Below are 12,320 nucleotides of genomic sequence, written 5' to 3'. Positions count from 1 at the left end.
ACGTGGAAGAGCTGCTGCAGCCCGACTTCTACAAAACCCTCGGCAAGGGCGAAGCTGACGAGGAATATCGCAAAAGCGTCGACAAGGTCGAGGCCAAGCAGTTTCAACTGCTGCAGATGGACGACAAGGTGATCAGGACCTCGCAGACCGTGGCCAGCGAGCAGGCGCGGGCTGTGAAATCCATCCAAGATATCGTCGCCAACCTCAACGAAACGCTGAAGCGCGCGGGCACGCGCAAACTCAAGCCCAAAGACGAGCTTCCCTATCTCGAAGCTGTCGCCACCGCGGTGGACCGGGTCTACGACAAGGTCACCGCGATCGCCGAACTCAACGATCACATGGCCAACGGCGGCGGAAGCGGCAGCGGCAACGGAAGTTCGAGCGGCGGCCAGGCCAACGGGGGAAGCACCTCCGGCGGCAGCAGTGGCGGCGGCGACGGCGGACTGTCGTCGCTGTTGCCGATGCTGGCGATGCTGCCGATGGCGGCCATGCCGCTGATCTCGCAGATACCCCAGATGATGCAGAAGGCCGAAGAGGACAAGGCGAAAAAGGCCGAGGAGAACCAGAAGAACGGCGCTCCCGGACAGCCGGGCCAAGCGCCGCCACCCGGCAACCAGGCCGCGCCTGCCGTCGCGCCGCCGCAGGGCGCCCCGAACGCGCAGCCGGCCGGAGCGCAACCGGCCACCGCGCCGCCCGGCGGCGTCACCGCGGCCCCGGCGGCGAATACCGCGCCGCCCGACGAACAGAACGGGGCTCCGGCCACCGGATCACCCGGCGTCATCCCTGCTCGGCGGACCAGGGAGAGGTCCGCCGCCGACCGGCCCGACAGCCAGACCGTGCAGGATGCGGTGGAGGAGCGCGAACCGGATCGGGAAGAAAGCTCGGTCATCGACGCATAGTCGAGCGGCCGTTGGGTCGCCGCTCGAAGTGATCCCGCGTGTAGCTGGCTCGCACGCTCGATATCCCGGCTATCCGCCTGGCACGATCGGGGTCCGGCGGGCAGGCGTCGGCGCGGGCCGTGTGGATCAACGCAACTATCGGTGTCTGCCGCGTCGGTCACGTGAGCACGGCAGCGCAGCCTCCCCGTATAACCGCCGGTCTTCGACCGGTCCTTGACGCCCGGTATGGGCCGTCACCGCAACTCGGTCGGAATTGCCGGTTCCTGTGTGTGCCCTCGCCCCCATGCACAGCCCGGTTTCGCGTAGCACGGCTGCTGGCTAGGTATCGCGCGATCCGGGTCGCGGCGAGGTGGGTGTGAAACCCTACCGCACCGCGTCCGTACCTCCGAAAAACTCTAGACGAGTTCAGCTTTCACGCCTGCTCCGGCGGCGCCACCGGCGGCGGCGTCGAAGGCGCGACGACGATGGTGGGCGGCGGCCCTCCGGCGACTTCCGGTGCGGTGACCGAGGGAACCGTCTCGGGCCGAGCGACCCGCTCGGGCTGCACGGCGGCAGAGACGGGCGCCGGTGTCGAGACGAATTGCGGATGCAACGTGATCTGTTCGTGCGCGTAGACAGCGTCGCGCAGAGTCTGTCGGCCCGGTTCGTCGGCCAGCAGCAGCACCAGCTCGTTGCATCGTCGCTCGAAAACCATACTGCGCAACGGGGAAACCCCGGCATCCAGCCGCAGCTGGCCGATCTCCACGCGGCCCACGTCGACCCGCTGCCCGAGCATCGAGGCCGCCAGCAGATCGTCGGCGTCGCGCAGCTCGTCCCACAGTGCGCGCGGCACGACCCTCCCGGCTTGCAACTCGGCGAGGATCCGTTCCCGCACCGTGCGCGACGTGGCGGCTTCGGCGGGCACCGGTCCGGAACGTCCGACCTGTGCGTGGGCATCCGCGGCCAGCTCCACACATCGAGAAGCCACCTTCGCGTCGGGCACCGACGCGACATGCTCCAGGCCGGGGATCGAACCAGCAAGACCGAGGCGGTCAGCCGTGTCGGGGGTGAACGCGCGCAGGTCGACGTCGTAGACCGGACCGACAAGTCCTTCCATCGCCGCGTCACCGAATCGGGCACGCAAGCCTGGGTCGATCGGTCCGGACGAGACCAGGGCGGACAAGCTCGCGTTCGCTTTGCCGCCCCACGCCAGGCCGAATTCCGCCAGTACCCGCGCCGGATCCGTGACACCCTCCCACGGTGAACCGGCACCGTCGTCGGCCGCGAGCAACTCGTCCCAGTTCCACGGCGTGGAAACCTCACGCGGCAGGAACAGTCCTGCGGGCAACCAACCACGTCCTTCGTTGGAAGTGATGAAGACGCCGATTCCCCCTGGACCGCGCATCACCGCGACCGCCCAGGCCATACCCACCGGAGAGTCCACGGCGGCGAGCACGCTGCCGAGCAGCGTCTTGGCCAGCACCAGATCGTCGTTCACCCGGCTGCCCACCACGTAGGCGGGTTCGGCCTGCTTGTCCTTCGCCGAGGCGACAGCGGCGGCGAACGGGCTCGCGACCGGGACCGGCATGGGCGGCATGTCCGACCGGCCGGTCGCGCCGCTGGTCGGCTGCGTGGCGCCTCGGTCGTCCGGGCTCGCGTTGAGTGGCCCGACTCCACCGGGAGGCATGCCTCCGGTCGTCGGCGCGGTCACGCCGGTGCTCGACGGTCCCCCCGTTGTTGTCGGCGTCGCGCCGGCCGCGTTCGGCGTTCCAGCGCCATTGGTGCCGACCGATTCCGTCGGCGCGGCGGTCGCTCCGGGCACACCCGTACCCGTGGGCGACGCACCGTTAGGGCCGCCGGGCGACGTACCGAGCGGGTAGTTCTGGGCGCCGTCGGGATCGGCCGATGCCGGGCCTGCCGATGCCGGGCCCGCCGAAACGGGGCCTGCCGAAGTAGGAGCGGCCGACACGGGGCTGTCGCCTGGCGCCACCGGCGTCCTCGTGCCGCCCGGACCGTACTGATCGGTCGGGCTTCCGCCGAGCCCGGTCGGGGACGTGTGACCGGAGTCGTCCATCAGCCGCCGGATCTCCGAGGCGGCTTCCGATTCGTGCCGCTCATAGGCGGCCGCAGACGCCTGCAACGAGTCGGCGGTGCGGTCGTGTTCAATGGCCAGCGCCTCGCCCGCACGCTGGCGCGCATCGTAATAACGCTCCAGCGCTTCGTAGACCGGATAGGCGATCTTGCCGTAGGTGGGCAGGAAGTTGGCGAGCCAGTCAGCGGGCGGTTTGGCCCATTCCCTGGTATCGGCCGCGACCCGGCGGTGTTGGTCGGCCAGCTGACGCAAAACCGCAGGGTCGATTTCCATGCTGTTCGGCATGCTCGATCAGATCCTTTCCCACCACACGTCCCACTATTGTCAATCCTTCCCAGCCATGGGTAGTGCGCGGCGTTTGCCCGGTTCACGCTTTGATCAGTGGCATTGGGCCGTTGCGCTTTTCGTCTATTGCGGCGCCCGGCCCATCCTCACCGACCCGGACCCGCGGTGATGGTCGGGCGACGAGTCCGGGCGGCAGCGGGGCCCGGAGCCGGTGCGACGAAGTCCGGATGACCCACGATTTGCGCGTGCGCGTACACCGCGTCGCGCAGACGCCGGCGTGTCGCGTCCTCCGCCAGCAGTAGCACGAGTTCGTCGCAGCGTCGCTCGAAAACCATGGCGCGCAACGCGCTCATCTCCGACGTGTACCGGCCGTCGGCCTGATCGGCGCGCAACTCGCCCAGCGCGACCCTGGACACATCGGCACGCCGCGACAGCATCGTCGCGGTGAGCAGGTCGTCGGCATCCCGCAGCTCCTCCCACCACTCCTGCGGTACCTCACGGCCCGGCCGGAGCGCGCCGAGGATCCGCTCCCGTGTCGCAGGCGCTGCCAGCGCGGCGGGGGAACCCAGACCCGCCTTGTGGACCCGGGCATGCGCGTCCCAGGCCAACTCCCAGCATCGCACCCCGACCTCCGACTCCGGCGTGGTCGCGGCCCGCTGCACCAGCGCGGGAGCTCCGATCAGTTCGAGGCGGTCGACCAGATTCGGCTTCGGCGCGCTGAAGTCCATCGCCGAAGCCGCGGGGACTTCCCCTTCGATCGGCACGTCACCCAATTGCCGGCGCAACTCGGCACCGACTTCCTCCGAAGAGACGACGGCGGTCAGCCGAGCACCGGACTTGCGGCCCCAGGCGATTCCGAATTCGGCCAGAACACGCGCGGGATCGGCGACACCCTCCCACGCGCTCTGGGCCACCTCCCACACCCACGGCGTGGACATCTCACGCGGCAGGTACAGCCCGGCGGGCATCCAGCCGCGGCCCTCGTTCGAGGTGATGAACGCGGTGATGCCGCTCGAATGACGCATCACCGAGACTGCCCAGCCGAGCCCGAGGACCGCGTCGCCGCCCGCGGCAAGGACGCCGCCGAGCAGCATGCGGGCCAGCACCAGGTCGCCATCCACTCGCTCGCCCAGGACGAATGCCGGTGCGGCCGCCGACGTCATGGCCGCGCCCACCACGGTGCGCATCGAGTCGTCGGAGTCGTCCTTGTCCGCATCAGCACGCTGTTCGGTCCGTTCCGGCGGCTGCGCCCGGCCGGTGCCGCTCGCCCCGGGAGGTGGCGTCGCGCCCACCGCCGTGACTTTGGGCGCGGCGGCCGGTCCACGGGTTTCGCTCGGCGCGACCGTGGTCTGCTTCGGCTGGACTGGCGGCGGACCCGAGCCCGCCTGTGCCGCTGGAGCGGAGACCGATGATCCGGGAGGCGGGGCCGAGGCGGCGGGTGTGGCCGCTACAGACGATGCGGGCGGCGCGGCAGCAACAGGCGCCGCGACAGGCGGAGGAAGAATCAACGGCGGTGGCGCCGATGCGACCGGGTCGGCCCCGGGCACGGAGGAACCGGTGATCTGGTCGGGTGCGACGGTGTCGTGCGATTCCGCCGCGGAAACGGTAGTGGAACGGTCGGGACTCGCGGACTCGGTTCTATCGACCGAGACATCTTGGTCCCTTCCGTGTGAACCGTGTGCGTCCGCACCGGGCACACCTTGGTCGTGGCCGTCCTCCGGCACATCGTCATGCGAAGCCAGGGGCTCGCTGTCGGTGATGTGTGTGCGCGGCGCGCCACTCGCGGCAGGTAGACCGGGCCCGTTGTCGAGGACCCCACCGGGCGAATTGCTCACGGGGACGGTCGTCGTCCCACCGGGCGTGCGCTGGTCGGGCACAGGGTTCGTCGCCGAAGGGACGACCGGAGTGTCCTGCACCGGCTCCGGATTCGGTTGTTGCCCGAGTTCGTCACCGGGCAACAGCACCTCGCCCGGGTCCACAGTCGGTCGATGATCGACTTTTCCGGGGAACACCGCAACCGGCGAATCGTCCTTCGGCCCGTTCACCCGCGGTGATCCGTCTTGCCGTGGGCTGCCGGAGTGATCCGTGGCGGGACGGTTCTGTTGGTGGTCGCCACCGCTGTGGTCGTGCGCCCTGCGGTGTTCCGGCTCCCAAGGCCCCGGCTGGTTCAGCGCATCGCCGATCCGATTCAAACTGGGCAGGTCGTTCGGGCCGAGCGCGCCGAGCGCGGCTCGGACGATATCCTCGACGTCGTCCCGGGCGGCGTTGATTATTCCGGGAATCCGGTTCCGGATCGCCTGGGCGTCGGCTTCGTCTTCCTCCGCCGCGGCGGCCCGCTTCGTCGCGTTGATCCTCCGGGTGGCCTCATCGACCACGTCCAGGATCTTGTGGCGTGTCCGGTAGACGAGGTCGGAGAAGAAGCGAAAGGTGTCGGCTGCCGCCTCCAAGGCGTCGGCGAACGCCTGCGGATTCTTGCTCTGGCGCAGCATCTCGTCCTTGATCGGGTCCAGAGCGGCGCTGGCGCGAACCCGTTCGTCGAAGTCGCGGCGCTTGCCGTCGGCCTCGAGCAGATCCAACCCCGCCGCGCCGTCGCGCGCGAGACGTTCGAGCGCATCCCAGTCTCCCGGCGAAATCGCCGGCCAGTTGTCTTTGACGATCTCGGTCCAGTACGGACTGCTGCGCTCCGGTTCCATCAGCGAGTCAGATGGGTTCGGCGCTACGCACCGCGGCGCCGCCTTCTCGATCGTGGTCACCGTGCGCGTGGGAGATCCGTGCCGCGAACTGCGTGGTCGCCTCCGCCCGGCGGCCGTTGGCACGCACCGCACGCTCGAAGGTGGTCCTGATCCACTCCGTTTTCGCCACGAGTTGGCGGTCGAGCTCCGATTCGGGTCGCCGCGGCGCGACGAAGCCGTCGACGGTCCCTTTCGCCCGACCGCCGGTCGTGGTCATCGCCGTCCCCCACTTGTAGGCGGTGGCGATCACCTCGTGCGGCGGGTCGGTGTCGAGTCTGTCGGTCATTGTCGCTGTCCTGTCTCGCCGTTGCGGCGGTCGGCACTCAGGTGTCGCGTCGGAACTCGGATTCCTCCATGGCGCGATACGACGCCTCGGTCGGAAGATCGAACGAGTCGATCGTGTAGGAACGGGTGCCCTTGTACTCCATCTCGGCCCGCAGGCCCACACGCGATTTCGCGTGCGCCAACCGCGCGAGCTTGACGATCTGGGACGCCAGCCACTCGTCGCCGTTGTCGCGGGCGTCATCGGTGATGTACAGGCCGATGATCTCCCCGTCCCGGTCGCACCCGACGCCGACGGTGTGATCGGGGTTGAACACCTCGTAGGTCAGGTTCCGCCAGTCCGGCGGGGCGGCTTCGCGCTCACCGTCGTCGTCGACATCGAAGTCATCGACCTGGAACGAGTGCATGTCGGTCATCGGCTGCTCTCCGAGATTCGTTCGCCGGGGCGAGGATCGATCAAGTAGTCGGCTTCGTCGGACACCGATTCCAGACGCGCTGCCAGCGCGGACCACGCGGAGTCCTCGATGCGCATGACTTGGCGCAACTGCCAGAACCGGGCGCCGAGATACATCTCACCGGTGCCGTCGGTGGCCACATCGAGATGGTCTGGACCATCGGTGGTCGCGTTCAAGGTGACGGCCGTGAGCGGCGGGCGGGTGTCGTCGACGTTGATCAAGGTCGCGCCGCCGCCGGGAATGAAGCTCTGCCGCAGCCGGGCGCTGGTTCCGATCGCGACGTCCGCGCTGTTGGTGGTGATGGTGACCTCGGGATTCAACAGCAGTTGCAGCACCCACGAGCGAGCCGCCTGCTCGGGATGGTCGGCGTTGATCGCGATGGTGAGGGTGGCCGCCAAGTCGACCACGAGAACCGAATCCGTATTCGTGACACCGGCGATCACCAGACGCCTGGCGGTGCCCGCCGGGTACGGCAGATCGTCGGCGGCCAGGGACACCACGTCCGCACCGACCGCGCCGCCGGTCGCCGGGTGCGCCGAGACGGTTCCGGTGGCGATATCGATCGTGTAGGCGACGATCGTCTCCGAAATGCCGTCCGCCACCCCGGCCAGACGGACCAGCCCCTCGTCGTGCAGCCACCGCACCGTGTCCGCGACGGTGACGTCCGGGGCCGGCTCGGTCATCCTGCCTGCCCGGAAGCGGTGGCGATCGGCTCGGCCGCGTCGACGGGGTTCTCCATGACGCTTTGGTACTGCCGTGCCGCGTCGGCGGTGCTCTCCCGGATGGCGGCCATGATCTCGGTGACCAGTTCGGGGCAGGTCAGCCGAGCAGCGGTGCCCGGCGCGAGGTAGAGGTCGGTCAGCCTGCCCATCGCGTCGACTTCCGGGATGACCGCGCCGCTGGGCGACGGCCTGCGCGCCCTGATGTTGTCGATCTTCTCCCGCATCTCGGCGATCCGGTGCCGCAGATTGCGGGCGGCGTCCAAAGCCGCCTGCACGTCCGGGTGGATGGAACTCATGGCTCCACCTCGCTGCGCTCACTCATGCGTTACCTCCGGATTGGGTCGGTGTCTGGTTGCCCGGGCCGGGCGTCGGCGGGGTCACGGTCGGGGCTATGGTCGGCCGTTCGCCGATCACCGCTTCGGTGTGCGGTGTGTCATCGACATACATCAAGCGGTCCGGATGCCACGCCACGACTCGGTTGCGGTCGTTGCCATTGCCTCCCGCGTTGCCCATACCCGGCGCCATCGGCATGTACGGCATCATCGGCGATCCGCCACGCGCGGCAGTTGCCCCTGCGGCCGACGACGCGGCGAGTGGTTCGATGACCGCCGTGCGGGGCATGCCCGACCCCAGACTGGCCGCCGCGGCCACCGGAAGAGCGGTCGCCGCGACGGTTTCGGCCTCGACATCCGGGATGCCGAGACCTGGACTGCCGGCGGGCATCCCGCTCGGGCTGCCCGTCCCGAGGCCGCTGGGAATGCCGAGATCGTCGTAACCGTAGTCATCGACGCCGTAGTCGTCGTAGGCCTCCGACGGATCCGACTTGCCGAGCTGACTCAGTGGCATTCCGGCCGAAGTCATCGCACTCATCAAGGCGGGCAGCATCTGGCTCAACGCGCTGCTGTCACCGTTACCGCTTCCCTTGCCATCGCCGGTGCCTTTGCCGGTGCCGACCTTCGAGCCGACCTCGGTGGAATACCCGGTGATCGTCTCCGCCGAACGAGCGTTCTGTTCGTTGAATTTCGCCAGCGCGGCTTGGATACCGACTTCGTTCTTGGAGCGCATCGCCGCGAGGAGCTCCTTGCGCGCGGCGATGATCTCTTCCGGCGTGGGGTGTTTCGCTTTCGCGGTGCGGAATGCGTCGCTGTAGGTGTCGATTCCGTCGGCCAGCAGACCGAGACCCGTGCCGAGCTGGTCGAGCCATCCGCGGCGCCGGCCGAGTTCCGACGCCGCCTTCGCGCCGACCGGTTCCCAGTGCTGCATCGACCGCGTCGCCGAGTCCACTCCGTCGACGACCGCGAGGTGCGGTCCTCCGGCGAACTTGCGCAACGCGTCCGCGAATCCCTTCGCCGCGCCCGGCCCGGGACCCGAGTGCAACTGCTGGGCGAAGGTCAACGGGTCGACGGCGCCCCCCGCGACGGGGAACCTCAGCGCGGGCGGGCGCCGCTGGCCGATTTCCTGGACATCGCCGACGGGATTGGCCAGGCGTTCACCGCCGCTGCCGTTGATGGCCCGTGCGCCCTCGTCATCGCCCGCGGTGTACTCGGCTGCCGCCGTGCCGATGTTGTACGCGGTGCGCTGGATATCGGTGAGAACACCCGCCATGCCATTGAGCAGAGACGCGGCTTGCGCGTTGAGCTGCGGCACCGCCGCGGCGGAAATCGGGTCAGCTCCCGCGGGTACCACCCATCCGCCGGGTATCGCCGCCCCGGTATCGCGCGCCACCCCGGCGAGTTTCGACGCCGCAGCGACGAGTTCCTGCGGATCCACATTCAGCGCCATCGCGACCTCCTATCCTCGTCTGCCGCTGCCACATTGTTCGCGCGATCAGCCCGCGGGTACCGCGACAACCGGCATTGCCGCGTTCGCGGACTGATCGGCCGTGCCCGGCGTCGCCGAGGGCGCGCCCCCGTCCACCGGCGCGGTCACATCGGTGTCCTTCGGGTGCACGAACCCCTGGAACGCACCGAATTCTCCTGCCTTGTCGGACATCTCAGCTGGATTGCACGGTTTCAGCTCGCCGTCGACGATGACTTCCATCGTGCCACCCGTGTCGGAAGGGAATACCACGAGAACCGCCGTGCGCTTCTCCCAGATACCGACGTCTCCGGTCATCGCCTGGAAAGGATCGATGGGAGCGCCGATCTGCTTCTTGTCCGACCACTTCGACGACGTCTTCTCGTACGCCTTCTGCGCGTCGGTGCCGCTCTTGTTGCCGAACGCCGCGTCGAGGACTTGGGCGCGCATCGCGGAAACCTTTTGCGTGCGTCCGTCGGGGAAGGTGTAGACCACGCTGCCGTCCGCACCCGGTGTCCGACCGGGCGCCACCGCGGGCTGTGTGGAAGTCGTCGTCCCGGTCGGCGCGCCGGTGTGCTGCGTCGTGGGGGCCGTCGCGGCAGGCTGTGCGGCCGCGGGCTGCGCGACGGTCGGCGACGCGACCTGCTGCGGGTACACCGGATCGAGTTCGTCGTCGTAGCGACGCGGATCCAGCGCCGCGCGGCGGCTGTTCAGGTCCGTGTCAGCGCCGAAACGATTCCCGAGTGTCCCCAACATCAACGGCAGCATGGACATCGCGTCCAGGCCGGAACTCGCAGGCGACGTGGCGGCCGGCGACGGCACACTCGGAGTCTCGGGTGTCGTCACGCCCGGCGTGGTTCCGGTGGGGTCGATACCGTTGGGTGTCTGATTGTTCAGACCGGTGCGGTCCGTACCGGTGCCGTTCAGATCTGCCGGCGTCGTGCCGGAAGTCGGGTCGTCGAGACTGTCCAGGCCGGTGGGGAAGCCGCTGTTGTCCACGGCAGGCGGGGTCGTCTGGTTATTGCCGGTCGTGGGGTAGTTCGACGTGTCGACGTTCTGCGGATACCCCGTCGGATTGGCCGCGGCCGTCTCCAGCGCCTTCACCCGATCCTGGAGGTCCTTGGTCATCTTGTCGGTCTCGTCGGAATCACCTTTGATGTCTTTTGCGATGTCTTCCTGCTCGGATTTCGTGGTGTTCGTGATTTGCAGAGACTTTTCGCAACCTTCGGTGACGTACGTCATGACATGACGGTTTTCATCCAGATCCGGGGGCGGAGCCGCGGCTTGGGTGTTGAGATATGGAATGAGTTTGTTCTTATAGCCGTCTCTGGCGGTCTCTACGGAGACCTTCGAATTGTGGACCTTTTTCGCGACCCCGACGTCCCGCTTCTCCATCTTCTCGAAAGTGTTCACCAGCTTGTCGTTTACCATCGCGTAGTCTTCGAAGACGGCAGCCCTGACCGAATAATTCTTCAGGTCGACCTGCGGCACCGGCGCCTTGATCGGCATTTTTTCCGCGTTGCCCTTACCGAGATATTCCCAGCCCATCTGGAGAGTCGTGTGCAGGCACTTGTCGTCGCCCTTATCTACTTCCAGAAAATCATGAACCGCGATATAGAGCTTGAGCCGCTCCGCCGGCCACCGTTTGGAATATACGTCCGGGACATACAGGGTCGGCATGTCCTCGCTCATGGAGACACCAGCGCGGCCGAACTAGTGCCTCGATATTCCACACCCGCCGGACGCACCGGGAGCTTGTCCGGAACAGCTTGCGGCTCTTTCGGCGGAGGCGGCCCCGCACCGGGCCGGAAGCTCGACATACCGGCCGCCACACCGGCACCGGCCAACCAACCTCGGGCCGCATTGCCCGTCACGGCCCTCGTAGTCGCGACAGCCGGGCTGAACGCGCCCGAAAGTGCCCGTGCGGCCAGATTTCGGCCCCCCATGGTCGCGACCGCACCCCGGAGGGCACCACCGGCCCCGCCTCCGAGGAGCGAGAAGGCGGCGGATTCGGCGCCTCTACTAGCTGCGTCACCCCAGTTGCCGGTCGAGATGCCGTCCCAAAGCGTCTCCGCCGCGAAAGACCCCACCATGGCGCCGAACGTGGTGCCGACCCCCGGAATGGGAATAAGCGATCCGACCGCGCCACCGGCGACGGTGGCCGTTGTGGTCACCGCGAACTTGGCGACATCCTTCCATGGAATACCGAAGAAGCCCATGAGATCACCTTCCGGATGCTAGGCGGAGTGCCGGTCCATGACGGTCGGCCGTCCAGTCTTCACCTGCGTTCATTGCGATCGACACCACCTGGGCCGAAGGCTCGCAAGGCCCGTGCCTCACCACGGCAAAGTCCGCCTCTCGATCGAACCCCTCACCATCGACCGGAGCGGGCATACGCGACGATCGACCATGAGTGAGACCTACTTTCGACGTCTTCATTGTCGAGGCTTCCCAACTCGGGGAAGTGCGACGCTGGTAGAACCGGAAGGGCCGGACCGCATCCATCTACACTGACGAGCGCGAAATGTCCAGGCTGCCAACCAGTTCACAGCGACTTATGAGGAAGGGTCGGATGAACATCTGCCACCCGTTGCTCGAAGCTACCGCTCGGGCGTCCTCTATCCGCCGATGGCCACAGACAACCGGGGGAAGGTCATGACCTCTGCTGAAATCTGGCCCGCTGAGGTCGAAGCAAAAGAGCCGGAAACGGCGGAAGATCAGCGGACCGGGCCCGCGACGCCGTGGTCGAGCCGACCGGATCAGCAACGGTCACGACCGGGCACGGCTGCGCCGGGACTGCCGAGCGGTCCCCCGCCGCCCGGCCAGCCGGGCGCTCCTGCATCCGGTACCTCCAGCGGTGCCGGGCAGCCGGGGCCTCCTGGGGGGCCGAGTGTTGCTGTGCAGGCCGGTGCTTCGAGTCCACCCCCGGCGAGCCTGGCGGGCGTACCTGGCCAGCAGTCGGGCGTGAACGTGCCTGGTCAACCGGGTGGTGTGGTGGCTCCTCGGGTGGAGGCGGCGCCGGGTGGGGGTGTGGGTCGGGAGCCTGAGCCGGAGCCGGAGCCGTTGGTGGATCCGGA

Annotated in this window: 10 protein-coding genes; 1 reads left to right on the top strand and 9 read right to left on the bottom strand. The window is 68.1% G+C overall.

What is annotated here, in order from left to right; all coding sequences use genetic code 11:
* Positions 1-2: 2 nt before the first annotated feature.
* On the top strand, positions 3-899 hold the full coding sequence (locus AB0L97_RS20630; protein ID WP_364431827.1) for a hypothetical protein: 897 nt from the start codon (positions 3-5) through the stop codon (positions 897-899).
* Between the two features lie 412 nt (positions 900-1,311).
* On the opposite strand, the gene AB0L97_RS20625 is transcribed toward AB0L97_RS20630, so the two are convergent.
* From AB0L97_RS20625 to AB0L97_RS20585, 9 genes are all read right to left on the bottom strand, one after another.
* A complete protein-coding gene (locus tag AB0L97_RS20625; protein WP_364431824.1) occupies positions 1,312-3,255 on the bottom strand; it encodes a type VII secretion target in 1,944 nt (647 codons plus the stop codon).
* Between the two features lie 146 nt (positions 3,256-3,401).
* Positions 3,402-5,948 carry a hypothetical protein gene (locus AB0L97_RS20620; protein ID WP_364431821.1) on the bottom strand — a complete coding sequence of 849 codons (2,547 nt, stop codon included), beginning with the start codon at positions 5,946-5,948 and terminating at the stop codon, positions 3,402-3,404.
* A 7-nt stretch (positions 5,949-5,955) separates the two neighbouring features.
* A complete protein-coding gene (locus tag AB0L97_RS20615) occupies positions 5,956-6,273 on the bottom strand; it encodes a hypothetical protein (protein ID WP_364431818.1) in 318 nt (105 codons plus the stop codon).
* A 37-nt stretch (positions 6,274-6,310) separates the two neighbouring features.
* The gene (locus AB0L97_RS20610; protein ID WP_364431815.1) at positions 6,311-6,685 is read right to left on the bottom strand and encodes a hypothetical protein; all 375 of its coding nucleotides are present in this window, start codon (positions 6,683-6,685) and stop codon (positions 6,311-6,313) included.
* A complete protein-coding gene (locus AB0L97_RS20605; RefSeq protein WP_364431812.1) occupies positions 6,682-7,407 on the bottom strand; it encodes a hypothetical protein in 726 nt (241 codons plus the stop codon). The genes AB0L97_RS20610 and AB0L97_RS20605 overlap by 4 nt, the downstream gene beginning before the upstream one ends.
* Positions 7,404-7,742: a hypothetical protein gene (locus tag AB0L97_RS20600; protein ID WP_364431809.1), complete on the bottom strand. Its 339-nt coding sequence runs from the start codon at positions 7,740-7,742 to the stop codon at positions 7,404-7,406. The genes AB0L97_RS20605 and AB0L97_RS20600 overlap by 4 nt, the downstream gene beginning before the upstream one ends.
* Before the next feature lie 22 nt (positions 7,743-7,764).
* Positions 7,765-9,228 (bottom strand): PE family protein, encoded by a 1,464-nt coding sequence (locus AB0L97_RS20595; RefSeq protein WP_364431806.1) that lies wholly within the window; start codon positions 9,226-9,228, stop codon positions 7,765-7,767.
* A gap of 45 nt (positions 9,229-9,273) precedes the next feature.
* On the bottom strand, positions 9,274-10,935 hold the full coding sequence (locus AB0L97_RS20590; protein ID WP_364431803.1) for a hypothetical protein: 1,662 nt from the start codon (positions 10,933-10,935) through the stop codon (positions 9,274-9,276).
* Positions 10,932-11,462 carry a hypothetical protein gene (locus AB0L97_RS20585; RefSeq protein ID WP_364431800.1) on the bottom strand — a complete coding sequence of 177 codons (531 nt, stop codon included), beginning with the start codon at positions 11,460-11,462 and terminating at the stop codon, positions 10,932-10,934. The genes AB0L97_RS20590 and AB0L97_RS20585 overlap by 4 nt, the downstream gene beginning before the upstream one ends.
* Positions 11,463-12,320 lie beyond the last annotated feature (858 nt).

Origin of the sequence: Nocardia sp. NPDC051911 (assembly GCF_040681035.1) — a bacterium.
GTDB lineage: Bacteria > Actinomycetota > Actinomycetes > Mycobacteriales > Mycobacteriaceae > Nocardia > Nocardia sichangensis.
Note: the sequence above shows the minus strand (reverse complement) of the source record. Positions and strands in the feature narration are given on the sequence as shown.

What these genes read in the sequence shown, in the direction of transcription:
- AB0L97_RS20625 (WP_364431824.1), bottom strand. Translation starts at nt 3,255, where the DNA reads ATGCCGAACAGCATGGAAATCGACCCTGCGGTTTTGCGTCAGCTGGCC.
- AB0L97_RS20620 (WP_364431821.1), bottom strand. Translation starts at nt 5,948, where the DNA reads ATGGAACCGGAGCGCAGCAGTCCGTACTGGACCGAGATCGTCAAAGAC.
- AB0L97_RS20615 (WP_364431818.1), bottom strand. Translation starts at nt 6,273, where the DNA reads ATGACCGACAGACTCGACACCGACCCGCCGCACGAGGTGATCGCCACC.
- AB0L97_RS20610 (WP_364431815.1), bottom strand. Translation starts at nt 6,685, where the DNA reads ATGACCGACATGCACTCGTTCCAGGTCGATGACTTCGATGTCGACGAC.
- AB0L97_RS20605 (WP_364431812.1), bottom strand. Translation starts at nt 7,407, where the DNA reads ATGACCGAGCCGGCCCCGGACGTCACCGTCGCGGACACGGTGCGGTGG.
- AB0L97_RS20600 (WP_364431809.1), bottom strand. Translation starts at nt 7,742, where the DNA reads ATGAGTTCCATCCACCCGGACGTGCAGGCGGCTTTGGACGCCGCCCGC.
- AB0L97_RS20595 (WP_364431806.1), bottom strand. Translation starts at nt 9,228, where the DNA reads ATGGCGCTGAATGTGGATCCGCAGGAACTCGTCGCTGCGGCGTCGAAA.
- AB0L97_RS20590 (WP_364431803.1), bottom strand. Translation starts at nt 10,935, where the DNA reads ATGAGCGAGGACATGCCGACCCTGTATGTCCCGGACGTATATTCCAAA.
- AB0L97_RS20585 (WP_364431800.1), bottom strand. Translation starts at nt 11,462, where the DNA reads ATGGGCTTCTTCGGTATTCCATGGAAGGATGTCGCCAAGTTCGCGGTG.